This is a genomic window from Pedobacter aquatilis, from assembly GCF_030409415.1.
GTDB classification, from domain to species: Bacteria; Bacteroidota; Bacteroidia; order Sphingobacteriales; family Sphingobacteriaceae; genus Pedobacter; species Pedobacter aquatilis.
Map to the genome: position 1 here is coordinate 99599 of NZ_JAUFPW010000036.1, position 23511 is coordinate 123109.

The 23511-nt window shown below is 33.7% G+C and carries 28 protein-coding genes; 13 read left to right on the forward strand and 15 right to left on the reverse strand.

Features of this window, described 5'->3' with window-relative positions:
* Positions 1–111: 111 nt before the first annotated feature.
* The 10 genes from prmA to mce all read right to left on the reverse strand — a co-directional run bounded on the left by prmA (position 112) and on the right by mce (position 7814).
* Positions 112–951 carry a 50S ribosomal protein L11 methyltransferase gene (gene prmA, locus QWY86_RS18720; protein WP_290244353.1) on the reverse strand — a complete coding sequence of 280 codons (840 nt, stop codon included), beginning with the start codon at positions 949–951 and terminating at the stop codon, positions 112–114.
* Positions 952–1713 (reverse strand): triose-phosphate isomerase, encoded by a 762-nt coding sequence (gene tpiA, locus QWY86_RS18725; RefSeq protein ID WP_290244355.1) that lies wholly within the window; start codon positions 1711–1713, stop codon positions 952–954.
* Between the two features lie 35 nt (positions 1714–1748).
* The gene (locus QWY86_RS18730; protein WP_290244356.1) at positions 1749–2921 is read right to left on the reverse strand and encodes a putative sugar nucleotidyl transferase; all 1173 of its coding nucleotides are present in this window, start codon (positions 2919–2921) and stop codon (positions 1749–1751) included.
* Positions 2922–2994: 73 nt separating this feature from the next.
* The gene (locus tag QWY86_RS18735) at positions 2995–3243 is read right to left on the reverse strand and encodes a type B 50S ribosomal protein L31 (protein WP_025142617.1); all 249 of its coding nucleotides are present in this window, start codon (positions 3241–3243) and stop codon (positions 2995–2997) included.
* Between the two features lie 236 nt (positions 3244–3479).
* A complete protein-coding gene (locus QWY86_RS18740) occupies positions 3480–4181 on the reverse strand; it encodes a hypothetical protein (RefSeq protein ID WP_290244358.1) in 702 nt (233 codons plus the stop codon).
* 221 nt (positions 4182–4402) lie between these two features.
* Entirely contained in the window at positions 4403–5050 is a 648-nt protein-coding gene (locus QWY86_RS18745) for a response regulator transcription factor (protein ID WP_290244359.1), read from the reverse strand.
* A gap of 53 nt (positions 5051–5103) precedes the next feature.
* The gene (locus QWY86_RS18750; RefSeq protein ID WP_290244360.1) at positions 5104–5715 is read right to left on the reverse strand and encodes a sensor histidine kinase; all 612 of its coding nucleotides are present in this window, start codon (positions 5713–5715) and stop codon (positions 5104–5106) included.
* A 130-nt stretch (positions 5716–5845) separates the two neighbouring features.
* On the reverse strand, positions 5846–6859 hold the full coding sequence (locus QWY86_RS18755; protein ID WP_290244361.1) for a tetratricopeptide repeat protein: 1014 nt from the start codon (positions 6857–6859) through the stop codon (positions 5846–5848).
* A 38-nt stretch (positions 6860–6897) separates the two neighbouring features.
* On the reverse strand, positions 6898–7188 hold the full coding sequence (locus QWY86_RS18760; RefSeq protein ID WP_290244363.1) for a hypothetical protein: 291 nt from the start codon (positions 7186–7188) through the stop codon (positions 6898–6900).
* 218 nt (positions 7189–7406) lie between these two features.
* Positions 7407–7814, reverse strand: coding sequence for a methylmalonyl-CoA epimerase (gene mce / locus QWY86_RS18765; protein WP_290244364.1), 408 nt, complete (start codon positions 7812–7814; stop codon positions 7407–7409).
* A gap of 119 nt (positions 7815–7933) precedes the next feature.
* Between mce and QWY86_RS18770 the strand changes: the two genes are divergently transcribed.
* The 7 genes from QWY86_RS18770 (at position 7934) to QWY86_RS18800 (ending at position 15073) form a co-directional block, all read left to right on the forward strand.
* Positions 7934–9145, forward strand: coding sequence for an IscS subfamily cysteine desulfurase (locus tag QWY86_RS18770; protein WP_290244366.1), 1212 nt, complete (start codon positions 7934–7936; stop codon positions 9143–9145).
* A 122-nt stretch (positions 9146–9267) separates the two neighbouring features.
* Positions 9268–9681, forward strand: coding sequence for a Fe-S cluster assembly scaffold IscU (iscU, locus tag QWY86_RS18775; RefSeq protein WP_290244368.1), 414 nt, complete (start codon positions 9268–9270; stop codon positions 9679–9681).
* A gap of 99 nt (positions 9682–9780) precedes the next feature.
* A complete protein-coding gene (locus QWY86_RS18780) occupies positions 9781–10107 on the forward strand; it encodes a HesB/IscA family protein (RefSeq protein WP_290244370.1) in 327 nt (108 codons plus the stop codon).
* Positions 10108–10267: 160 nt separating this feature from the next.
* Positions 10268–12184 (forward strand): AMP-dependent synthetase/ligase, encoded by a 1917-nt coding sequence (locus QWY86_RS18785; protein ID WP_290244372.1) that lies wholly within the window; start codon positions 10268–10270, stop codon positions 12182–12184.
* Positions 12185–12306: 122 nt separating this feature from the next.
* Complete coding sequence (locus QWY86_RS18790) at positions 12307–12762, forward strand: MaoC family dehydratase (protein ID WP_290244375.1); 456 nt, start codon at positions 12307–12309, stop codon at positions 12760–12762.
* Between the two features lie 288 nt (positions 12763–13050).
* Positions 13051–14760 (forward strand): lysine--tRNA ligase, encoded by a 1710-nt coding sequence (gene lysS, locus QWY86_RS18795; protein WP_290244376.1) that lies wholly within the window; start codon positions 13051–13053, stop codon positions 14758–14760.
* Positions 14761–14860: 100 nt separating this feature from the next.
* Entirely contained in the window at positions 14861–15073 is a 213-nt protein-coding gene (locus tag QWY86_RS18800) for a hypothetical protein (RefSeq protein ID WP_290244378.1), read from the forward strand.
* 28 nt (positions 15074–15101) lie between these two features.
* Here QWY86_RS18800 and QWY86_RS18805 read toward each other — a convergent pair whose 3' ends face one another.
* Positions 15102–15656 (reverse strand): pyridoxamine 5'-phosphate oxidase family protein, encoded by a 555-nt coding sequence (locus QWY86_RS18805; RefSeq protein ID WP_290244380.1) that lies wholly within the window; start codon positions 15654–15656, stop codon positions 15102–15104.
* Positions 15657–15963: 307 nt separating this feature from the next.
* Positions 15964–16503 (reverse strand): DUF2892 domain-containing protein, encoded by a 540-nt coding sequence (locus tag QWY86_RS18810; protein WP_290244381.1) that lies wholly within the window; start codon positions 16501–16503, stop codon positions 15964–15966.
* A 114-nt stretch (positions 16504–16617) separates the two neighbouring features.
* Here QWY86_RS18810 and QWY86_RS18815 point away from each other — a divergent pair, with 114 nt between their 5' ends.
* From QWY86_RS18815 to QWY86_RS18825, 3 genes are all read left to right on the forward strand, one after another.
* Entirely contained in the window at positions 16618–17136 is a 519-nt protein-coding gene (locus QWY86_RS18815) for a thioredoxin family protein (RefSeq protein WP_290244383.1), read from the forward strand.
* 27 nt (positions 17137–17163) lie between these two features.
* The gene (gene ung / locus QWY86_RS18820) at positions 17164–17841 is read left to right on the forward strand and encodes a uracil-DNA glycosylase (RefSeq protein WP_290244384.1); all 678 of its coding nucleotides are present in this window, start codon (positions 17164–17166) and stop codon (positions 17839–17841) included.
* Between the two features lie 163 nt (positions 17842–18004).
* Positions 18005–18268 (forward strand): GxxExxY protein, encoded by a 264-nt coding sequence (locus tag QWY86_RS18825; protein WP_290244386.1) that lies wholly within the window; start codon positions 18005–18007, stop codon positions 18266–18268.
* A 118-nt stretch (positions 18269–18386) separates the two neighbouring features.
* On the opposite strand, the gene QWY86_RS18830 is transcribed toward QWY86_RS18825, so the two are convergent.
* Positions 18387–18857 carry an Lrp/AsnC family transcriptional regulator gene (locus tag QWY86_RS18830; RefSeq protein WP_231459874.1) on the reverse strand — a complete coding sequence of 157 codons (471 nt, stop codon included), beginning with the start codon at positions 18855–18857 and terminating at the stop codon, positions 18387–18389.
* A 125-nt stretch (positions 18858–18982) separates the two neighbouring features.
* Here QWY86_RS18830 and QWY86_RS18835 point away from each other — a divergent pair, with 125 nt between their 5' ends.
* Positions 18983–19645 (forward strand): metal-dependent transcriptional regulator, encoded by a 663-nt coding sequence (locus QWY86_RS18835; protein ID WP_290244391.1) that lies wholly within the window; start codon positions 18983–18985, stop codon positions 19643–19645.
* Positions 19632–21494 carry an Nramp family divalent metal transporter gene (locus QWY86_RS18840; RefSeq protein WP_290244393.1) on the forward strand — a complete coding sequence of 621 codons (1863 nt, stop codon included), beginning with the start codon at positions 19632–19634 and terminating at the stop codon, positions 21492–21494. The genes QWY86_RS18835 and QWY86_RS18840 overlap by 14 nt, the downstream gene beginning before the upstream one ends.
* Here the strand turns inward: QWY86_RS18840 and QWY86_RS18845 are convergent.
* A complete protein-coding gene (locus QWY86_RS18845) occupies positions 21484–21960 on the reverse strand; it encodes a TlpA family protein disulfide reductase (RefSeq protein WP_290244395.1) in 477 nt (158 codons plus the stop codon). The two genes, QWY86_RS18840 and QWY86_RS18845, sit on opposite strands and share 11 nt — an antisense overlap.
* A 180-nt stretch (positions 21961–22140) precedes the next feature.
* Here QWY86_RS18845 and smpB point away from each other — a divergent pair, with 180 nt between their 5' ends.
* A complete protein-coding gene (gene smpB, locus QWY86_RS18850) occupies positions 22141–22590 on the forward strand; it encodes an SsrA-binding protein SmpB (protein ID WP_290244397.1) in 450 nt (149 codons plus the stop codon).
* A gap of 108 nt (positions 22591–22698) precedes the next feature.
* On the opposite strand, the gene QWY86_RS18855 is transcribed toward smpB, so the two are convergent.
* On the reverse strand, positions 22699–23355 hold the full coding sequence (locus QWY86_RS18855; RefSeq protein WP_290244398.1) for a protein-L-isoaspartate(D-aspartate) O-methyltransferase: 657 nt from the start codon (positions 23353–23355) through the stop codon (positions 22699–22701).
* Between the last annotated feature and the right edge of the window lie 156 nt (positions 23356–23511).

Here is a 23511-nt window from a genome sequence, read left to right on the forward strand (position 1 = left end):
TAAAGAACAATGAGCAAAGAACCAAGAGCTAAAATTCAATGCAATTGCTCTTTTCTTTCTCGCTTGCCCTTTTTTAAATCCTTTTTCCTTGTTCCTTTATCCTTGCTCCTATTATTTTTTCTCAAATTGAGCCGCAACCCAATCTCCATTTTGTTTGTGATCAAAATATTTTATGCCATATTTAGCACATTCAGCAGTAATCATACTTAAATCTGGATCTAAGTAAAAACCACTAAAAAATATTTTACCTTGAGGTTTTAAAACCTCGGCATATCTTCCAATCTGATCTAAAAGAATATTACGATTAATGTTTGCCAAAATAATATCGTAGCTATCATCCGGAATAACTTCCTTACTTCCGCAAAGTGCGGTTAAGTTCGTAACCTGATTTAATCCAGCATTTTCAATTGTGCTCTGATAACAAATATCATCATAATCAATTGCAGTAAGTTTTTTAGCACCAAGTTTTGCTGCTAAAATTGCCAGAATTGCTGTACCGCAACCCATATCAAGCACATTTTTATCCTTAACATCCGTTCCCAAGATATATTGCATCATCATTGTTGTGGTTTGATGGTGACCTGTACCAAAAGACATTTTTGGGTCGATGATAATTTCGTACGGGAACGATGGCTGTGGCTCGTGAAAGGTTGCCCTTACATAACAAACATCATCTATAATCAGCGGACTAAAATTCTTTTCCCACTCTGCATTCCAGTTTTCATCCGCTACATCTTCCAAACGATATTCAGTTTCGAAATCGCTGCTGTAATTATTAAGCAGGTTTTCTAATTCCTGCTCAATAAAATTTTCTTTAATTACAAAAGCGGTAAACCCGGCTTCGCTATCTTCAAAAGTATCAAAACCTAAATCTGCCAAATCACTGATTAACAAATCTTGCTGATAATCTTCTATGTTATTGAATTTAAAAATTGCTTTTATGTATTGCATTTAGCTATTTAATGCTTTAATAATATCTGTAAAATCACGCGATTTTAATGATGCGCCTCCAATTAACCCACCATCAATATCCTTTTGAGAGAATAAACTTGCAGCATTACCCGGATTACAGCTACCGCCATATAAAATTGTAGTATCATCTGCAATATTAAAACCATAATTCGCTTCAATTTCTGAACGGATAAATGCGTGAATATCTTGTGCTTGCTCTGGAGATGCCGTTAAACCTGTTCCAATAGCCCAAACTGGCTCGTAAGCGATTACAATTTTAGAAAAATCAGCATTACTTAAGCTAAAAACAGCTTCAACCAACTGTTTTTTCAAAACCTCATAATAGCTACCATTGTTACGCTCATCTAAAGTTTCGCCAATGCAAAATATTGGGGTTAACCCATTTGCTAAAGCAATCTTGGTTTTTTCAGCAAGTAACTCATTGCTTTCAGCAAAATATTGTCTACGCTCTGAATGACCTAAAATAACATATTCAGCACCAACAGATTTTACCATTTTAGCAGAGGTTTCGCCGGTAAAAGCGCCACTTTCTTTGTCGCTGATATTTTGTGCGCCGATTTTAACATCATTGCCACCTAACTTTGCCAAAGAGTTTAAATGAATAAACGGAGAACAAATAATAGCTATCTGCTCGCCTTTGCGTTCATCCTTAACCATATTTACAATCTCACTAAATAACGAAACACCTTCGTTATAATCTAAATTCATTTTCCAGTTTCCTGCTACTATTTGTTTTCTCATTATATTTTAGTTTTGATTTTTTAAAGATGATTATATTAAAAATTTCTGTGACCTGCGGTCAGTTCATAAACTTTGGTCAAGATAGCTTTTTCAGCATCATTAAAGACTACGTTTTTCCTTCCAAATACTTTCTCCGTCGTTTCGAACATTTTATCTAATTTATAGTTTTCAAAACCTTCTGCACCACCCCAACTGAAATCGGCAATATGATTGGGAGGTAAACCACCACCAAAAGTATTTGCACCAACACCAACAATTGTACCTGTATTAAACATTGTATTAATGCCAGATTTAGCATGATCGGCCATAATTAAACCACAAAATTGCAAATTGGTATTTCGCATCTTTTTATCTTCATAATTATAAAGCTTTACTTCTGCGTAGTTATTTTTCAAATTAGAATTATTTGTGTCTGCTCCAATATTACACCATTCTCCTAACACCGAATTACCTAAATAACCATCATGCCCTTTAGCCGAATTACCCCAAATTACTGAGTTGTTAATTTCGCCACCAGCACGACTGTTTGGACCAATGGTTGTGCCTGAATAAATTTTAGCACCCATTTTTATAGATGAATTTTCGCAAAGTGCAAAAGAGCCTCTTATTAAACTTCCTTCCCAGATTTCTGCATTCTTACCTACATAAATTGGCCCGTATCCACTGTTTAGCACACTGCATTCTGCTTTTGCTCCTTCTTCAAAAAAGATATCGTTACCTAATAACTGGTTTGTACTGCTAATGTTAGCAGAGGTACGTCCCTTAGTTAAGAGTTCAAAATCCTTTCTTATTTCTGTAGGATTATTTGCAAATATTTCTTCTGGATAAGTAATCTTGGTTACTTTCAAGGTATAATCAACAGGTCTTAATTGTTGTTTAGCTTGTTCAAATGATAGCGTATCAGCACATTTAAAAGCTAAAACAGAATCACCAGATTGAAGAAATTCTCCCACTTTAAGACCTGAAATTGCATTTAATAAATCATAATCAGGACAGATTGAGCCATTAATTAATAATGTAGCATTTTGCTTAGCAGGATATTTTATTGAAAGATATTCTTGAGTTATGAATCCGAAATCAGCTTTTAAATGTTTTGCCCATTTTTCTGCGATAGTTAAAATTCCTACGCGTAAATCGGCAACGGGTCTGGTAAATGTTAAAGGACGTAATGAATCCCAACTGGAATCATCGAAAAGATTGATTGTCATAAGCCACAAAAATAAAAAAAGTCCCGATGCTTTTGGCAAAGGGACTCTAAAAAATGCTTTTTTTAAGCTAAAATTATTTCTTAGCGTAACGGTTTTTGAATTTATCGATACGTCCTGCAGTATCAACCAATTTCATTTTACCAGTATAAAAAGGGTGTGAAGTATGAGAAATCTCTAATTTATAAAGAGGATATTCATTACCATCTTCCCATTTAATAGTTTCTTTGGTATCTACACAAGATTTTGTTAAGAAAGCATATTCGTTAGACATATCTTTGAAAACAACTGGTCTGTAGCTTGTAGGGTGCAAATCTTTTTTCATCGTGTTTTTATTTTCTTTTAATTGTGATGAAGCTATCTCGCTAATGCTTCGATGGTTTCATTTTAATATTATTTTAGTTATCTGTGCGAAACCTCCAAGAACAATTTTGCAATTTGCTGGCAAAAACGCTTATGTCAATTTCTATTACTCTTTTTTATCTCTATTTTAGAGGTTGCAAATATCCAAATTTTATTTGTGATAAACAAGAGTGTAAAATAAATATTTTAATATTGCCATTAGTTTATAAATTCAAACTTTGATGCGCCGGAATTTTGAATCAATTGTTTTTGGGGTGTGGTGGCTAAAAAGTCACCTAACGTAATTGCAGTAGAAATTTCATCACTCTCGTAAACTACTCTACCCTGCCCTTCTTTAATAAACGTATTATCAGTTTCACCATTTTTGTTTGAAATACAAATTAAACCATATTTAAATCCTTTAAATGTTTTATTTTCTAGCTTTGCCGTTAAAATGATTGCGAATTCTGCCACTTTCCCTGCTTTGGTAGATTTTACTTTACCATAAATAGTAATATCATTCCCCGAACCAGAAATTGCCGTAACAATACTTGTATCTCTTTCTGCCAGAAAATTTTTCCCTAGCAAGAAAATATTAAAATCAGCATCCTGTTTTGTAAGATTTACACGTGCATCATTAAATCTATAGCCAATTTTAAAATCCTTTGGAATATTAGTCGACTCTAACAATAGTGGATTTATTGCATAATTACCCTCAACATTTGCAGGTGTAATTCCCGTATTTATTGTAAGTCCTAGTTTTTTCAAAGAATCCAAATATTTATCCGGTATAATTTGTTGAATTTGTTTCTTTTGAATTTCTGTTTTATTGATTTCATCTACCAACGAATTGTCTTTTTTACAGGCAGAAATAAATAATCCGATGCTAATGATTAGCATATAAATGATGTGTTTTTTCATGATTACGATTTTTAATTTAGATTTTAGTTTAAAAGAGCGCTAATTTGTTTTTGATTAATTATAAACCAAAAGTAATTAGTCCTCAGTAGCCAATAAATACCGCAATGGGTGATATTTCACTTAAATAAATTCATAGAAATGAATTGCTTACAAAAAATATCACAACAAAAAAGCATCATATCATTTCTGTTATGATGCTTTAAATATATTTGAGAGCCATGCTACAACAAACCCTGCTGCCTTGCTTTTAGAATCGCTTCCGAGCGACAAGCCACATGGAGCTTTTTGTAAATATGTTTTATGTGTGTGCGTACAGTTTCGTAACTAATGAAGGCCTTTTCGGCAATCCTCCTGTAATTATCACCCTCAATCATCAAGCTTAATATTTCCCTTTCTCGATTGCTTAAATCAAAATCTGCATCATTGGGTTGTATCAGGATTACATTTTGCCGCACAAAAAACTGCATAACTTTATGAGCAATGGCTGATGACATGGAAGCACCTCCGTTATAAACCTCTTCAAGTGCCTGCATTTGCTTTAAAGGCGAATCTGTTTTTAAAATATAACCCGAGGCACCCGCACACAGAGCATTGAAAATTTTATTGCTATCATTAAAAACAGTTTGAATAAGCACTTTCACTTCGGGAAACTTTGATTTTATGATTTTAGTTGCTTCAATTCCATTTCGACCAGGCATTTCAATATCCATTAATACTATATCTGGTCTGCTAAAAACAACATCTGCTTCAATTTGATTTACATTAATAAACGCACCTGTACAAACAAAACCATCAGTTCCATTTATAATGGTTTTTAATCCTTCCCGGATTAATTTATTATCTTCAAAAATGGCAACTTTAATTTCCATATTATTCTAACTATTCAAATTTGCGTATCTGTCAAGTAACAAAAAATCACCCATTAGGTGATTTTAATGGTGAGCTGAATTTTTGTTCCTTCGCCTTTCACACTTTCGACAGATATTTTCGAACCAATTTCTTTAGCCCTATTTTCCATATTTATCAATCCATTACCTTTTGTTAATTTATCATTTAAAAAGCCTTTCCCATCATCATAAATAATGATATTAATATTCTTTTGCTCAACATTAACGTTTATTTTAAGGTGATTGCATTCGCTATATTTTACAGCATTATTAATTGCCTCTTTACAAATCAGGTAAATATTTTTCCTTCGCTCCATTGGCAGTTTTGCGGCAATAAGTAGTTCGGGGATATCAAAAGACAATTTTATATCCTTTATTGCCGAAATCTGCAAAGCAAAATCTTTCAAACGCTCTAAAAGTTCGTAGAGGTTATCTTGCAATGGATTAACAGTCCAAACGATATCATTTAACTTTGAAGTCATTTCGCTTGCGTTTTCTTTAATTAACTCGAGCGATTTGTTTACTTCTTCGTACTGGCTATTTTTTATTTGTTCTTGTGTAATGTAGCTGTACATTGCTATTCCACTTAAAGTTGCACCAACTTCATCATGTAAATCCTGACTTATTTTAGTTCTTAGATTTGCCAAACGCAAGCGTTGTAAACTATAATAACGATAGGCAATAAATGCAATAACAATAACTAATAAAATGAGCAGTAAAATATACGTTCTTGTTATCGCTAAGCTTTGTTTACTTTGAGATTCAGCTAATTCCAGATTAAAAATAAGCTTTTCGTTTTTTTATACCTGTTAATAAAATGGTTTGTATTTGCGTGTTATTACGCTCGTAAGTGGCTGTTTGAATTTGCGTTTTAAGTTCAAGTGTTTTAATCAGCTCTTCATTATTTCCATACTTGCGATAAATTTTCAATGCAGTTTCTAAAAACATTAAACTATAAAAATCATTTAACTGCGGATACTTTTTTAATAAATTAAAGCCAACAGATAGCTGCTTAAAGGCGGTGGATTTATCTCCAATTTCTGAAGCACAATGTGCCAAGCCGCCATAACTGTTTAATTCTACGTCAAAATCACTGCTTTTTATGGAGGTTAGTTTGGTTTGCTCAAAGTATTTCTTAGCACTATCTATTTGTTGTTTTGGGATAAATGACAAACCAAGATTTAAATTAGCAGTTGCAACGCCGCGTTCAGAACTAATTTCCTGAGCTTTTTGCAAGGATGCTCTGCTATAAAAAATGGCACTATCCAGTTGTTGTATTTTTTCGAATGCTTCTGAAAGATTACCATATATATGATGAGGTTTTGAAAGCTCGATGTATTTAGAATTGTAAGGTGGTTGCTTACAGAACTGCAATCCCTTTTTAAAATAGCGAATAGCATTAGCGGTTTTATTACTATTCAAATAAAACAAGCCAATAAAATTGTATGCATCTGCTGTAAGCAAACTATCTTTTAAAACTATGGCGATATTTTCAGCTTTAAAAGCTTCTTGTAACCCTAATTCGTGGAGGTTATTATAATAATAAACCTCCGCTTGCCTGGAAGTTAGAAAGTAAGAAAATAACAAGGGCTTACGATAACTTACTTTAGCGTAGATTTTATTAAGCCATAGTTGTGTAGAATCGTAATGATCAGAATTCATGTAATCATCTGCATGATTAAAAGCTTTTAGAACAAAATCTTTATCAGATTTGCTTATATCAGCAACAGAATTTTCTTGTGCGAGCGCAAGGATTGGAAATAACAAAAATATTAATAGGCGATAATTCATTATTTAAAGATATAAATTATCCGTTCTAACTTATAAGCTTATGGTTTAGAATACTTTGCCCAGGTTTCAATCTTTTTCATTTGCCTGCTGATGTACGCATCAACAATAACTTCTGCAGAACTTTTTCCTTCGGTTGTTTCCAGTAATTCTTTCAGTTTATACTGGTCAACATCGGCTTTGTAAAGGATTTGAATAAGCTTAGGGAAATCATTATCTACCAGATATGCAAAAGCATCAATTAAATTATCTCTTAATTGGTTTTCGTTAATTTCATTTGGAATGTCGAAATCATTGCTGATGATTCTGACTAGAGATTTTATATTATTCACACATATTAATTTTAATAAAATTTGCTGTTTTGCCATGAAACACCAAGCGAAGTTATTTAAACCTGATAGAAACGAACATCCCTAATTTCTCGGGATAAAGTGTATAGCAGGACTGCAGACTGAGATAAAATACAGAACCCTTCATTTTCTAATAAAATGAATCAGTACAAAATTAGCAATTCTTACATTCTCAATTTTCCATCCACATCATCCATCCTCTATACCCATTTAATTTCCTGGCAAAGCTCTATCAATACGCCATTTGTTTCTTTGGGATGCACAAAACAAACCATTTTATTATCAGCTCCTTTTTTGGGCGTTTCATTTAAAAGCGTGAAACCATTCGCCTTTAATCGCTCCATTTCTTCTAAAATATTATCTACAGCAAAGGCGACATGATGAATGCCCTCTCCTTTTTTAGCTAAAAACTTTGCAATGGCGCTATCATCAGAAGTAGCTTCTAAAAGTTCAATTTTATTTTCGCCAGCTTTAAGAAACGCAGTGTTAACATGCTCTGAAGCTACAATTTCGGTTTTGTAGCACGATGTATTTAGTAAAAGTTCATAAAGTGGAACCGATTTATGGAGGTTGTTTACGGCGATACCAATATGTTCTATCTTATTCATCGTTTTAAAAGGTTGGTTGAATGTAAAAATGCGGCTTTTCTCTATAACCTCATAGCTATTAATTATAATTGTTAGGAAACTTTTTTTGTATCTTTGTAATCATAATTAACAGAATAGAGATGAAACAGCCGATATATTTAGATAATAACGCAACAACACCCTTAGACCCTAGAGTGTTGGAGGCGATGCTACCTTACTTTACTGAGAAATTTGGAAATGCCGCAAGCCGTAATCACGCTTTTGGATGGGTGGCTGAAGAAGGAGTAGATTATGCTCGTGAACAGGTAGCCAAATTAATCGGCTGTACTGAAAAAGAAATCATTTTTACATCAGGCGCAACTGAAGCTGATAACTTAGCAATTAAAGGTGTGTTTGAAATGTATAGAGATAAAGGTAATCACATCATTACTGCGGTTACTGAACATAAAGCCGTTTTAGATACTTGCAAACACCTTGAAAAAAATGGTGCAAGAGTAACTTACTTAGGCGTTAAGGAAGATGGTTTAATTGACTTAGCTGAACTTGAAGCAGCAATGACACCAGAAACGATTTTAGTTTCTATTATGTATGGAAACAACGAAATTGGTGTTGTACAACCGGTTAAAGAAATTTCGGCAATTGCACATAAACATGGTGCTTTATTTATGACTGATGCTACGCAGGCAGTTGGTAAAATTCCGGTTGATGTAAATACTGATGGAATTGACTTAATGGCTTTTTCTGCACACAAAATGTATGGCCCGAAAGGTGTTGGTGCACTTTATGTACGTAGAAAAAACCCAAGAGTAAAAGTAACCTCACAAATGGATGGCGGTGGCCACGAGCGTGGAATGCGTTCTGGTACTTTAAATGTTCCGGGTATTGTTGGTTTAGGTAAAGCTTGTGAGCTTTGTCGTTTAGAAATGGAAAGCGAAGCTATCCGTTTATCTGGCTTACGCGACCGTTTAGAATCGACTTTAAACAAAATGGAAGAGAGTTATGTAAATGGCAATACGCAATATCGTTTACCACACGTAGCAAATATCTCATTCAAATATGTTGAAGGTGAAGGTTTAATGATGGCAATGAGCGATTTAGCGGTATCTTCTGGTTCAGCTTGTACATCGGCTTCTTTAGAACCATCTTACGTATTAAAAAGCTTAGGTTTATCTGATGATTTAGCACACTCTTCTATCCGTTACGGTTTAGGAAGATTTACCACTGAAGAAGATATTGACCACGCTATTGCAATTACTGAAAAAGCGGTTAATCACTTACGAGAACTTTCTCCACTTTGGGAAATGTTCAAAGAAGGTATTGACTTGAGCAAAATTGAGTGGGCAGAACACTAGATTGATTGACGATTTTAGATTGACGAATTACGATTTGCAAGCTAAAATTAAATAAAACATAAAAATTAATAATTTACGATGGAAGGGGAATCTGAAATCGTAAATCAAAAATCTTAAATATCATGGCATATTCAGAAAAAGTAATTGACCATTACAATAACCCACGTAATGTAGGTACATTAAATAAAGACAGTAAATTTGTAGGCACTGGTTTAGTTGGCGCACCTGAGTGTGGCGACGTAATGCGTTTACAAATTGAGGTTAGCGAAGATAACGTAATCACTGATGCTAAATTCAAAACATTTGGTTGCGGTTCGGCTATCGCTTCTTCTTCTTTAGCTACAGAATGGTTAAAAGGAAAAACAATTGATGAGGCATTATCTATCGATAACATGGATATTGTTGAAGAATTAGCTTTACCTCCAGTTAAAATTCACTGCTCGGTGTTAGCAGAAGATGCAATTAAATCGGCTATTAACGATTATCGCGTTAAAAATGGCTTAAAGGCAATTGTATTGGAAAAATCTCACCACTAAGCATTAGTAGCAAGACAAAAGTATTAAGCATAAAGTTTAGATTTTTAAGCTTTATTTTCGATATCCAGTCTTGACACTTGATACTAAAATCTTATTACTATGATTACTATAACAGATAAAGCAAAAGAAAAAATAGACCATTTAATGCAGGATTCGGAAATGGGTTCTGATTACTTTTTACGTGTTTCTGTAAAAGGTGGTGGTTGTTCTGGTTTATCGTATAATTTAGATTTCGATAATGAAGAACAAAAAGGCGATCAATATTTTCAGGATAAAGGAATTAAAATTGCTTTAGATATGAAATCGTTCCTTTATTTAGCCGGAACTGAATTAGATTTTACTGACGGTTTAAATGGTAAGGGATTTAACTTTGTAAACCCGAATGCTAGTCGTACTTGCGGTTGTGGCGAAAGTTTTTCTGTTTAAAATTTTTATAAATTTTTTAAAAGGGCTCCGAAATTTCGGAGCCTTTTTTTTTATTTTAAAATCCATCGTCATTGCGAGGCATAGAATTATGCCATCAATTTACATTTTAAACCAAAAAGCATTATTATTGTTAATTATAACGAACACCAAATAAAGAGCAATGCCATTAATTAACGAATTTTCAACCGTCCCTACCCTGTTAAGAAATGTTGTAAAAAACATTCATAAACCACAAGAAACCTTTTTGATAAGTAAACAAGGCTCAGAATGGGTAGAGATTTCTTTTGAAGATACTTTAAAAAGAGCGGATGCAGTTTCGGCTTATTTTTTAGAAAAAGGCATTAAAAAGGGCGACCGTTTAGGTTTGATGATTGAAAATTCTCCTGAATATGTTTACTACGACCAAGGCATTCAACAAATCGGTGCAATAAATGTATCAATATACCCAACGCTTTCTGAGCAGGAAGTTGCATATATTATTAATGATTCTGGAATAAAATCAATATTAGTTGGAAATAATTTCTTGTATAGAAAAGTGTTAAAGGTTGCTGGGAACTGTAAAGAATTAAAATACATAATACCAGCTTTTAAAGATTTTGAAAAAGTAACCATTCCTGCGAATGTGGATGTTGAAGTTATTGCATTTTCAGATATACTTTCATTAAAACATCAAGTTACTGCAGCTGAAAAAGCAGAAATAGAACAATGTAGAAGTTTAGTTTTACCCGAAGATGTCTCATCATTAATTTATACATCAGGTACAACCGGAACACCAAAAGGTGTAATGCTAACGCATTATAACTTTGTTAAAAATGTTGAAGTTTGTTTGCAACAAATCCCGGTAATTGATAAAACTGAAACTTTCTTATCTTTTTTACCACTATCACACGTTTTTGAACGAACAGCAACTTACCATGTATGTTGTACACAAGGTTGTAAAATTGCTTTTGCACAAAGTTTAGAACTATTAGCTAAAAACATGGGTGAGGTTCGCCCCACCGTAATGAGTTGCGTACCAAGATTACTGGAACGAATTCATGATAAGGCTATAAAATCTGGCACTGCGACAGGTGGAACAAAAGCTAAAATTTTTACCTGGGCTTTGGAAACTGGAAAAAATTATCGCGTAGCGAAAGAAGCAGGAAAAAATCCTGGCTTAATTTTATCCGCAAAAAAAGGAATAGCAGAAAAATTAGTTTTTAGTAAAATTAAGGAGAAAACTGGTGGAAGATTAAAATTCATGATTTCTGGTGGAGCAGCACTACCAAAAAACGTTGGCGAATTTTTTGGAGATTTAGGCATTAAAATACTAGAAGGTTTTGGTTTAACGGAAACCTCTCCGGTTATGTCGGTAACAGAATATCACAGACAGGTTTATGGAACTGTTGGAAGAATTATTCCAGGAATAGAAGTTGGTATTCAAGATGTAGACACAAAAAATATAATCAATATTCAAACACACGATAGTTTTAGCGAAGAATTTGAATGTGAAGAGGGGGAAGTAATTGTACGAGGCCATTGCGTAATGAAAGGTTATTTCAACAAACCTGCAGAAACCGCAGAAGCTATTGATCGAGAAATGTGGTTCCATACTGGAGATATTGGTCGATTTTATAAAGGAAACCTACAAATTACCGATCGTCTCAAAAATATGATTGTAAACGCTTATGGCAAAAATGTGTACCCTACTCCAGTAGAAAATATCTATTTAAAAAGTCCGAAGATTGACCAATTATTTTTAATTGGTGATAAGCGTGAGTTTATAACAGCTATCATTATTCCAAATCGTGAAACTTTAGAAGAAACATTTAAACTGAAACCTTCATTTTTTGAGGAAGCTGACCCTTTCATTAAAAATCAGGAAATTATAGATTGGATTGAGCAAGACATTAAAAAAATCTCAAACGAGTTAGCCAAATTCGAGCGGATAAAAAATTTCAAAATCAAACGTAATCCATTCAATATTGATGAAGGTGAGATTACGCCAACCATGAAAGTAAAACGCCGGGTTGTTGAAAAGAAATATGCTGATGTTATAGATGAAATGTACGAGGAAGGCGTAGAAGCAGAGCATTAACTGGACCTTTATATACAAAGTTCATTAATTGTAGTTCTTTATTGCGAATTATAATTACCTTTCGAAACTAATAGATTTTGAGCAGCAGAAATCGAAGGCATAACACCCAATATTTTCTTTTTATGGTTATAATTAATAGTTTTGAAGAGTACAAATCGTTTTTGGGAAGTGAAATTGGTTCTTCACAATGGCATAAAATAGACCAAGAACAAATTAATAAATTTGCTGCGGCTACATTAGATTTTCAGTGGATTCATACAGAGCCTGAGAAAGCGAAAGATAGCCCATTCGGCTCTACTATTGCCCATGGTTATTTGACACTATCATTAATTCCATATTTATGGAAACAAATTGCCGACATTCAAAATGTTAAAATGGAGGTAAATTATGGTATTGAATCTTTTAAATTTAACAAACCGGTGTTAGTTAATGATGAAATTCAATTAAGGGCTAAACTTATTAATATTTGTGATTTAAGGGGCATAACAAAAGTTGTTATTGAAGCAAATTTAGATATTAAAGGCCAAACCAAAACGGCATATACAGGTAATGTGGTTTTCTTGTATCACTTTAATTAGAATTTTTCGCTAAAATATTTTTTGAATTATTGCAGGTACACACTGCTCATTATAAACCTTATTGAAGCGATATCCCCCGATTTAACCATCCGAATTTTGATTTTTCGTAGTATGGTTTCTTACTGCACAGCTTTATCGGGGATTTAGCGAAAAGAAGGACAGGAATCGGCAAAGCATTACCAAACCATTCATTTTCATATTATCTGGATACGAAAAATTGTATAAAGAACAACATTTACTATTATTATAAATCTTGCAAAATCGTTACTTTTGCAAAAAATACCCGAAATGAGTTTAGGATTATCAGAACAAGAAATATTACGACGTGAGTCGTTAAAACAATTACGCGAACTAGGTATTGAGCCATATCCTGCCGAATCTTACGATATTAATGTAACTGCTGCAGATATTTTAGCAAACTACGAAAAGGATAAAACTGCTTATAAGACGGTAAGTTTAGCCGGTCGTATTATGGGTAGAAACATAATGGGCGCCGCTTCATTTGCAGAAATTCAAGATTCTACTGGCCGCATTCAGGTATATTTAAAAAGAGATGAACTTTGCCCAGGCGAAGACAAAACCTTATACAATACAGTTTTTAAAAAACTATTGGATATTGGCGATTTCATCGGAGTTAAGGGTTATGTATTCACAACCCAAACCGGAGAGATTTCAATTCACGTTTCAGAATTTAAAGTTCTGTCAAAATCTATTCGCCCGTTACCAATTGTAAAACGTGATGATGAAGGGAATGTTTACGATGGATTCACTAATCCAGAATTACGTTACAGAATGCGTTATGTTGATTTAACTGTTAATCCAGATTATAAACAAATTTTCATCAAACGTAGTAAAGTAATTAACAGTATGCGTAATTACTTTGACAACCAAGGCTGGATGGAAGTTGAAACGCCAATTCTTCAGCCTATTCATGGCGGTGCTGCTGCTCGTCCGTTTGCTACGCACCACAACACTTTAGATATGCCACTTTATTTGCGTATTGCAAATGAGCTATATTTAAAACGCTTAATTGTTGCTGGTTTCGACGGTGTTTACGAGTTCGGTAAAATGTTTCGTAATGAGGGTATGGATAGAACGCACAATCCGGAATATACTTCAATGGAGATTTATGTCGCCTATAAAGATTATATCTGGATGATGGCTATGGTTGAAGAATGTTTGGAGAAAGTTGCCATTGCAACTAATGGTTCGGCTGTTGTTAAAGTTGGTGAAAACGAAATTAACTTCGAAGGTCCGTACGAAAAGTTAACCATGTACGAATCTATACAGAAATACACAGGTATAGATGTTTCTGCAATGACTGAAGAACAATTACTTCAAACTTGTGCAGATTTAGGCATTGAGACTGATTCTACGATGGGACGTGGTAAATTGGTTGATGAAATTTTCAGTGATAAAGTTGAGGCGAATTTAATTCAGCCAACCTTTATTACTGATTATCCGATTGAAATGACACCGCTTGCTAAAAAGCACCGTACGGCTGAAGGTTTAGTTGAGCGTTTTGAAATTTTTGTAAACGGAAAAGAGATTGGTAATGCATATTCAGAATTGAATGATCCGATTGACCAAAAAGAGCGTTTCGAAGACCAGCTGAAATTAGCAGATCGTGGCGATGCAGAAGCAATGGCAATGGATGATGATTTCGTTCGTGCTTTAGAATATGGTATGCCTCCAACTTCTGGTTTAGGATTTGGCATCGATAGAATTGTTATGCTAATGACCAATCAAAGTACCATTCAAGAAGTATTATTCTTCCCTCAAATGCGTCCGGAGAAAAAGAAAATTGAATTATCGGCAGAAGAAACAGAATTATTCTCACTGGTAGCAGAAGGCGAAAATATGCTTTTAACTGATGTTAAAGCAAAACTTGCTGATTGGAGCAACAAAAAGTGGGATACTACCTTAAAAGCACTTACCGCTAAAAATATACTTAAAGTTGCTAAAACCGACGAGGGTTTATTTTTATCGCACAGATAAGGTTAACATAAAAATAACATAAACTTAAAAGGCTTGCTAACAATTATTTAGCAAGCCTTTTCTATATTTACAGCAATCGATAATATTAAATCATTGCCGTATGAATACTTCAAGCTTAGAAATTACCGAAAGAGAATATTGCATCAAATTAAGTAAGGATGCTTTCGATTTATCCCTTGTTCATCAGCTAATTAAAAGAATTCAAGCAGAAGCATTTTTCTTTAAAAGAGCCGAAGCCGAAGAAGACGATATTTTGAGTAAAAGGAATCAAAGAGAAGAATTAGAAGGTTTTGATTATTTAGGTGATAAATAATCAAACTCTAAACTTTTCACTTTAAACTTTAGTCAATATCCAAAGTTCCTTCAACCGAATCATCCATCGTCTTACCCGTAACAACCGAAGCAGCCATTTTCAAAAATGCAACTGCTGTTCCGTGTTTTGTATCCCAATAATAACCTTCTGATGGAATAACTTTTATCAAGGTAATATTTGGATCTTCTTTTCCACCTTGAAACCACGTTTTAATAAATGGACTCCAAAGTTCATCAATTTTTGCCTGGTCGCGGCTAATTTCCGAAATTCCATAAATGTTTACAAAACCAGAATGTGCGCCTGCCTGAAATAATAAATGGGTAAAAGGGTCAGCGGAAATTTCATCATTTTTGTGACTATCCTTCATGCTCATAAACCAAATATTACCTTCGTCGTCAACCTGCTGTATTGCCATTGGTCTGACAGATAAAGGCACTCCGGTTTTGATATTTGTACAAAAGAAACAGCTTTCTGCTTTCTCAGCCAAACTGCGTAGTTTTTCTACAGCTTCCTTGCCGTCTAAATCTTTAATATTATCTTCTTCCTGAGTATTATTAGTACTTCCTTCTTGTGATGTTGCCATAAGTAAATGTTTTATAATACTACATTTAGCAAATCAATAAGTTTTATATTTTCTTAAACAGATAATTTTTGAAAAGCAATGGCATTAGCCAGATTAATGGTAGTCCTGCTTTCGCTTCAATCTTTTGGCTAACCTTACAGCGTTCCTGCTCAATTAAACTTTACATACACTGTAATGTGGTAAGCCAAAAGTATTTCCGCACCAATCAGGTTTAAAAACTTTTGTCCATCTAGGAATCAGAAACCTTCTACTGCAAATAACCTAAACAAAAAAGCCGCTTTTTAAAAGAAACGGCTTCTATATTTTTTTATCTGTATCTAACTTGCTGTTGCTTGTCCATCATTCCCATCTGGTCTTTCATCTGCTTAATCTGGTCGGCAAGTAATTTATTCTTGTCGGCTTTTTTTGCATCTGCTAAATACATTGTTGCTTCACGTTTATTACGTTTAGCCATTGCAATTCCTGCTAAACTTAATTTTGCCAGGGCAACATTGTGGTCCATTTGCATACCCAAGCTTAATGCCGCTTTAAAATATTTTTCCGATTTTAAAGGTGCTGTTCTGCTCTCAATTAAGCCTACAAGTAAGTTATAATAACCATGTTGCGCTTTTATTAATTGGCTTTCGTAATTAGTAATACGATTTAAAAATTGTTGTGCTTTTGGCATGTTATCCTTGCGCAGAAACCATTGCGCTAAAAGCATATTTTCATTAAAGAAAAAGGTCACTAAAACAATTATTCCAAGCAAGATTGCAATAATTCCCCATGGCCATAAACCGAATATGAATAATGCAACTGCGCCGCCTAATAATGCAAACCCTGCTATCAATCTAATAAAATTTGGCATAAAATTTATTCTAAGTATTTATTTTTGCAAATATCGTTTTTAAATGGCAGAATTTAGATATTAAAACAATAATTTCAATAAAATTTTACAACTACCTTAAACCATCAAATTAACATGAAAATTTTCTTATCAATTACCCTAATAATTATTGCAATGAATGTTTCTGCACAAGAAGTAAATAAAAAAATACACGATAAAGTTCACAACAAAGATATCTTGATAAATTCATGTACTCGTGAGGGATTGGTTTCCTTTCCAGAATTTAAAGAAATGTACGATCCATTATATGAAGCGTACGTTCCGGATGCCGCAACAATAATAGAACTTAAAAAGCTTATTGGTAAAGAACGTATTAAAGTTATTTTAGGAACCTGGTGTGGAGATAGCAAAGTAAATGTGCCTAACTTTTTTAAAATTTTGGATGCGTTACAATTTAAAGAGAAAAGCACAGAAATAATTGCTGTAGACGGCAGTAAAAAAGCTGAAAATGGAATTATAGATGGATTAAACATCACGAATGTTCCTACATTTATTGTACTCGATAAAAAAGGTAATGAGATTGGCAGAATTGTCGAACATCCAAAAACAACTTTAGAAGGCGATTTGTTAGCAATACTTAAATCAAAAAAGTAATTCAACTAAAATAAATTTATTAAATATATGTCTGCTGCTTTAGAACCTGGTTGGTTAGCTGTTTTGAATGATGAGTTTGAAAAAGATTACATGAAAAGCCTTAAAGCCTTTCTGTTAGAAGAAAAGGAAAAAGGAAATAATGTTTATCCTAAAGGAGCAGACATTTTTAATGCTTTAAATACAACTCCTTTTGAGAAAGTTAAGGTTGTAATACTGGGCCAAGATCCATATCATGGAATTGGCCAGGCCCACGGATTATCGTTTTCGGTTCAAAAGGGAGTTGCCATTCCACCATCATTAAAAAACATTTATAAAGAATTAGAAACCGATATTGACGGATTTAAAACGCCCACACATGGACATTTGACCAGTTGGGCAGAGCAAGGTGTCTTATTACTTAACGCTACACTTACTGTGCGGGCATCAGAAGCTGGTTCACATCAAAATCGAGGATGGGAATTTTTCACTGATGAAATTATAAAATCACTATCTGATAAAAAAGAGCATATCGTGTTTTTACTTTGGGGCAAGTATGCACAACAAAAAGCATCACTTATCGACCAAAAGAAACACTATGTTTTAACTGCAGCACACCCCTCACCTTTCTCTGCATACAATGGTTTTTTTGGTTCAAAACATTTCTCGAAAGCAAATCAATTGTTAATCCAAAATAATTTAACTCCTGTAGATTGGAAGTTGCAATAATTTTTCAACATCTTAGTACAGCTGACTCAGCTTAGAATAATCATATAATCATCCCGAAGTTTATACTTAATTGGATTATAATGATTGATAAAAAATTTCTTGATAATTAGAATACAAAGTTACAGGGGCTTGCATAGAAGTTCATAAAGCACTTGGTCCAGGTTTGTTAGAAAGTATTTACCATAAATGCTTAATAAGAGAACTTCAACTTCAAAATATAAATTTCATTAATGAACAACCTATTGTTGTTGAGTATAAAGATCTATTAATGGATACTATAATTAGAGCCGACTTATTAATAGAGAATTGCTTGATTTTAGAACTAAAATCTGTAGAGAAAATATTACCCATACACCAGGCACAGATTCTAATATATATGAAACTTTTGAACGCACCCTGCGGTTTACTCATTAATTCAACTGTTTGAACATAGTTGCTGAGGGTAAAAAATCCTTTATTAATGATTTGTATAGAAGAATTTCATAAGATTAACTATCTCCAAACTTAGATGTTCTTAGATTTCTAAGATGGTAAAAATACTAATATTAATACTCCAACGGCACGATTGGTTCTTTTTTAGTTGTAGACATAATCATCATCGTTTGGAAAGTTTTCACAACCGAAATTTTACTGATTTTATCCATAATTAAACGTTCGTAAGCCTTAATATCCTTAACATAAACCTTCAGCAAGAAATCTGCTTGTCCGGTAACGTGGTGGCATTCCGTAATTTCCTTAATCTGGTTTACTTCATCCAAAAAGATTTGAATCGTATTATTCTTATGAAAATCTAATTGAATTTGGATGAAAGTTTTGATACCCAAACCAAGCTTTTCCTCATCAACCAAAGCATGATAGCTTTTGATGAAACCAGCCATTTCTAATTTGCGCACCCTTTCTAATGTTGGTGCAGGAGAAAGTCCGATTTCTTGAGATAACAAGAGATTTGTGATTCTACCGTTTTCTTGTAAAATCTTTAAAATTCTAAAATCAATTTTGTCTAATTCTGATGCCATATGTGTTAAAGGTAATGAGAACACAAACATAACCAAATTATATTCTAAATTTTAACATAATTTATCATATATATTTTAAAATATTTTTTTTAGATTTACCTAAAAATATAATTAGATAAACATAAATGCAAAGTTTTACGGAAGAAAATTATCTAAAAGTAATTTATCATTTAGCGCAAAAAACAACCAACGTTCAAACAAATGCTATTGCAGAGCAAATTCAAACTAAACCAGCATCGGTAACCGATATGATTAAAAAGCTTGCAGAGAAAGAGCTGGTTGATTATGTAAAATACCAAGGCGTAACTTTAACTGAAAAAGGAAAACATGCTGCCATTAGCATTGTTAGAAAACATCGGCTTTGGGAAGTTTTTTTGGTCGATAAATTAAACTTTAAATGGGATGAAGTTCATGACGTTGCAGAAGAACTTGAACATATAAAATCAGTAGATTTAATTGAAAGATTAGATGAGTTTTTAGGTTTTCCAAAATCTGACCCGCATGGCGACCCTATTCCTGATAAGAATGGAACATTTGCTAAAACTCAATTTATTAAACTAATAGAGCTTAAAATTGGGGAATCTGGAACAATAACTGGAGTTAGTCAGCATAGTTCTCCGTTTTTGAAGTATTTGGAGAAATCAGGACTAACCCTGGGCAAACGAATACAAATTACCGATATAACAGATTTTGATGGATCGGTTGAAATATTGGTAAACGAGAAACAAATTAATATTAGCAGAGAAGTGGCTAAACATATCCTAATTAGCAATAATGGCAAAATCTGAATCGCTTAGCGAAGTACACCAAAGCGTTGATACCAATAAAAGAAAAGGCTGGCGTAGAATATTATCTTTTATTGGTCCGGCATATTTAATTAGTGTGGGCTATATGGACCCTGGAAACTGGGCAACTGATTTAGCAGGCGGAAGCAAATTTGGCTACCAATTAATCTGGGTATTGTTGATGTCTAACTTAATTGCCCTGCTCCTGCAATCCCTAAGTGCAAGATTGGGCATTGTGAGAGGATTGGATTTGGCACAAGCGTCAAAGCATGCATATCCAAGATGGGCAAACATTCCGCTATTCATGCTAGCACAAACTGCAATTGTAGCGTGCGATTTAGCTGAAATTATCGGCATGGCTATAGGTTTGCAGCTACTTTTCGATTTACCCCTAATATGGGGAATCTCTATAACTATCTTTGATACAATATTATTATTATTTCTACTTAATAAAGGCATGAGGGCAATGGAAGGTTTTATCGTATCCATGGTTTTCATTGTTGGTATTTCCTTTCTAGTAGAGATGTTTATTGTTGAGCCATCTTTAAAAGAAGTTGTAAAGGGTTTTGAGCCATCAGTTTTAGGTGGCGATGCACTTTATATCGCAATTGGAATTATTGGCGCTACGGTTATGCCTCATAATCTTTATCTCCACTCATCATTGGTACAAACCCGAAAAATTGAGCGAACAAATAAAGGCATTAAAGAAGCACTTAAATTTAACTTAATTGATACAACGGTTGCATTAAACCTTGCCTTTTTTGTAAATGCAGCTATATTAATTCTGGCAGCAGCGGCATTTTATAAAAATGGTTTACACGAAGTTGCCGAAATTCAGGATGCTCATAAATTACTATCCAACATTTTCGGAAACATTGCACCAACCTTATTTGCTATTGCATTAATTGCAGCCGGACAAAGCTCTACGGTAACTGGTACGTTGGCTGGGCAAATTGTAATGGAAGGCCACATCAACCTGCGTATTCAACCTTGGTTACGAAGATTAATTACCAGACTTTTAGCAATAATACCTGCATTCTTTACCATTTTACATTATGGAGATGATGCCTTAGGCGGATTATTAGTATTAAGCCAGGTAGTTTTGAGTTTGCAATTGGGTTTTGCCATAATTCCTTTAATCCACTTTACATCGGATAAAAAGCTGATGAAAGATTTCGCCATTAAAACTTGGGTAAAAATTTTAGCATGGACCAGCGCAGCAGTTATTATTGCGCTAAACGTAAAATTGGTAATTGAAGAAATTAGTGGCTGGACAAAAGATAATAATGAATGGTGGGTTTATGCAATAATTATTCCGGCTGTAACATTAACTGTTTTGTTGCTTTTGTATGTTTTCTTCCATCCATTATTGGATAAGAGAAATCATGAAAAACAAATGGTTCCTCATGGTGAGGCTTTAGATATTGGGAAAATTGATAAAATCAGTTATAAAAGAATTGGTATTGCAGTAGATTTCTCAAAGAATGATAGAAACACCATTAGGCATGCATTAATTCAGGGTGGTAAAGACGCCCAATACTTCCTTATTCACGTTGTTGAAACTGCTGCTGCCCGTTATCACGGAGATAAAGTTATGGACCATGAAACTAAAAGTGATGCTGAAAATTTGGAGAAATACAAAGTTAACCTTGCAGATTTAGGTTACGATTCTACAACCTTTATTGGATTTGGAGGTACTGCAAAGGCCATTGCAAACATCAGTAATAAGAATGAATTAGAACTTTTGGTAATGGGTGCTCACGGACATAAAGGGTTGAAAGACTTAATCTTCGGAACAACCGTTGATGCCGTAAGACACCGTGTAAATATACCGGTATTGATTATCCGATAGATCTCATAATCTTTTTGATGCCGCCATCGCCATCGCCAAATACCAATAATTTACCATTGGTAGAATAAAGATACATTGCCGGGTATTTGGTTGGTAAGAAAGTTGGAATAAAAGTCCGGTTTTTATCTTGTAAAACCACAACATTGGGTTTTAAGTTTAAACCGGGCGCATAAGTTCCAAAAAACTTTTGAATAGAAATAGATTCATCCAGAGTAACCATGTAAATGTTTACATTTTTGAATTTTGCGTAAGATTTATTTAATTCTGCAGCTTCTCTCTGGCAATGCTCGCAAGTAGCATCAAAAAGAATAAACAAAGTTTTTTTAGCCTGATTTACATTTACATTAGAGAATGGCTTACCATCTAGCTTAAAAAATTTAAATTGAGGTAAATAGGCAGGCTGTTGTGCACTAGCTCCAAAAGCGAATATAATTAAACAAACAAAAAAAAGGTTTCTAAACTTCATATTGAATAAATAAACTCAAACATAATTTTTTATTTGCGAACAATACAATTATAATTTGAGTTTTACACTAACAGAACATTAGAAATAATTTTAAACAAAATAATAACGCAATTTTTTGGATATTTGCATCCCACTGTTTTTATATAAAAAGATTTGAAAGCAGTTTTAATACAATAAATTTTGAAAAACGACATCAATATAAAAAATAAAAGAGCCTATTTTGATTATAATATCATTGATAAATATGTTGCCGGATTAGCACTTTTAGGCACTGAAATTAAAGCGATTAGACAGGGCAAGGCTAATATGACTGATGCTTTCTGTATGTTCATCGGTGGAAACCTTTATATAAGAAATCTTCATATCTCTGAATATAGCCACAGTTCTTTCTATCATCACGATATTAAAAGAGATAGGGTGCTTCTTTTGCAAAAGAAAGAAATTAGAAAATTAAAAGTCAAAGGTGAAGAAAAGGGCTATACCATTGTTCCGCTGAGGATTTTTGTAAATGAAAGAGGTTTTGCAAAAATTGAAATTGCACTTGCTCAAGGTAAAAAGGAATTCGATAAAAGAGATAGTATTAAAGAACGAGATTCGAAAAGGGAACTAGATAGAGCAATGAAAATTTAGTTATTACATTGTTTCACTTGTTCATTCGTAAGTAGTTTAAGCTTCAATATTTCAAGGATTTTGCTTTTTAATTTATAAAACCCGATAACTAATAACTAATGAACTAACCTACCACGCTTGGTCGCCTACCAATGGCACAAATCTAAAGGTATCAAGCACAATTTTTTCGTAATCGGTTTCGCTAACCCTAATTACAGTAACCATTTTTTGGGTATGCTCATCTCCTACCGGAATAACTAAAATACCGCCAACTTTTAGCTGTTTCAATAAAATTTCAGGCACCAAAGGTGCACCAGCAGTAACAATTATTTTGTCGTAAGGCGCTTCCTCAGCAATACCTTTCGAACCATCGCCACAATAGAATTTTGGTCGATAACCCATTCCAGGTAAAATTTGGATAGTTCGATTATATATATTTTCCTGGCGCTCTATTGTAAATACATTTGCGCCAAGTTCTAACAAAATACAGGTTTGGTAACCAGAACCCGTGCCAATCTCCAAGACTTTATCACCTTTTCTGATGTAAAGTAATTCGCTTTGATACGCTACAGTATATGGCTGAGAAATAGTTTGACCATCCCCTATTGGAAAGGCAATATCCTTGTATGCTTGATTCCAAAATGTTTCATCGAAAAAAAAATGACGAGGAACTTTACCTATTGCTTTAAGTACATTTTCATCTTCAATACCGCGAGATTTTAACAATTCTACAAGTTTCTTTCTCGCACCTCTTTCCCGGTAGTTATCAACAAATTTATAGGCCATGAAGTTTCAAAAGTAGCGTTTTTCTGTCGGGATACGTTCTAATATTTTCTAACATTTTATAAGTCCCAGTAAATCAAAAGTTAATTTTTTCAGATAATTATCAATATTAAATTATGTAATTATATATGTTAAATCAGAATATTCGTTGTTAATTAA

Bases quoted from the DNA above. Each gene is read 5' to 3' on its own strand.
- prmA (WP_290244353.1), bottom strand. From the start codon at position 951: ATGCAATACATAAAAGCAATTTTTAAATTCAATAACATAGAAGATTAT.
- tpiA (WP_290244355.1), bottom strand. From the start codon at position 1,713: ATGAGAAAACAAATAGTAGCAGGAAACTGGAAAATGAATTTAGATTAT.
- QWY86_RS18730 (WP_290244356.1), bottom strand. From the start codon at position 2,921: ATGACAATCAATCTTTTCGATGATTCCAGTTGGGATTCATTACGTCCT.
- QWY86_RS18735 (WP_025142617.1), bottom strand. From the start codon at position 3,243: ATGAAAAAAGATTTGCACCCTACAAGCTACAGACCAGTTGTTTTCAAA.
- QWY86_RS18740 (WP_290244358.1), bottom strand. From the start codon at position 4,181: ATGAAAAAACACATCATTTATATGCTAATCATTAGCATCGGATTATTT.
- QWY86_RS18745 (WP_290244359.1), bottom strand. From the start codon at position 5,050: ATGGAAATTAAAGTTGCCATTTTTGAAGATAATAAATTAATCCGGGAA.
- QWY86_RS18755 (WP_290244361.1), bottom strand. From the start codon at position 6,859: ATGAATTATCGCCTATTAATATTTTTGTTATTTCCAATCCTTGCGCTC.
- mce (WP_290244364.1), bottom strand. From the start codon at position 7,814: ATGAATAAGATAGAACATATTGGTATCGCCGTAAACAACCTCCATAAA.
- QWY86_RS18770 (WP_290244366.1), top strand. From the start codon at position 7,934: ATGAAACAGCCGATATATTTAGATAATAACGCAACAACACCCTTAGAC.
- iscU (WP_290244368.1), top strand. From the start codon at position 9,268: ATGGCATATTCAGAAAAAGTAATTGACCATTACAATAACCCACGTAAT.
- QWY86_RS18780 (WP_290244370.1), top strand. From the start codon at position 9,781: ATGATTACTATAACAGATAAAGCAAAAGAAAAAATAGACCATTTAATG.
- QWY86_RS18785 (WP_290244372.1), top strand. From the start codon at position 10,268: ATGCCATTAATTAACGAATTTTCAACCGTCCCTACCCTGTTAAGAAAT.
- QWY86_RS18790 (WP_290244375.1), top strand. From the start codon at position 12,307: ATGGTTATAATTAATAGTTTTGAAGAGTACAAATCGTTTTTGGGAAGT.
- lysS (WP_290244376.1), top strand. From the start codon at position 13,051: ATGAGTTTAGGATTATCAGAACAAGAAATATTACGACGTGAGTCGTTA.
- QWY86_RS18800 (WP_290244378.1), top strand. From the start codon at position 14,861: ATGAATACTTCAAGCTTAGAAATTACCGAAAGAGAATATTGCATCAAA.
- QWY86_RS18805 (WP_290244380.1), bottom strand. From the start codon at position 15,656: ATGGCAACATCACAAGAAGGAAGTACTAATAATACTCAGGAAGAAGAT.
- QWY86_RS18810 (WP_290244381.1), bottom strand. From the start codon at position 16,503: ATGCCAAATTTTATTAGATTGATAGCAGGGTTTGCATTATTAGGCGGC.
- QWY86_RS18815 (WP_290244383.1), top strand. From the start codon at position 16,618: ATGAAAATTTTCTTATCAATTACCCTAATAATTATTGCAATGAATGTT.
- ung (WP_290244384.1), top strand. From the start codon at position 17,164: ATGTCTGCTGCTTTAGAACCTGGTTGGTTAGCTGTTTTGAATGATGAG.
- QWY86_RS18830 (WP_231459874.1), bottom strand. From the start codon at position 18,857: ATGGCATCAGAATTAGACAAAATTGATTTTAGAATTTTAAAGATTTTA.
- QWY86_RS18835 (WP_290244391.1), top strand. From the start codon at position 18,983: ATGCAAAGTTTTACGGAAGAAAATTATCTAAAAGTAATTTATCATTTA.
- QWY86_RS18840 (WP_290244393.1), top strand. From the start codon at position 19,632: ATGGCAAAATCTGAATCGCTTAGCGAAGTACACCAAAGCGTTGATACC.
- QWY86_RS18845 (WP_290244395.1), bottom strand. From the start codon at position 21,960: ATGAAGTTTAGAAACCTTTTTTTTGTTTGTTTAATTATATTCGCTTTT.
- QWY86_RS18855 (WP_290244398.1), bottom strand. From the start codon at position 23,355: ATGGCCTATAAATTTGTTGATAACTACCGGGAAAGAGGTGCGAGAAAG.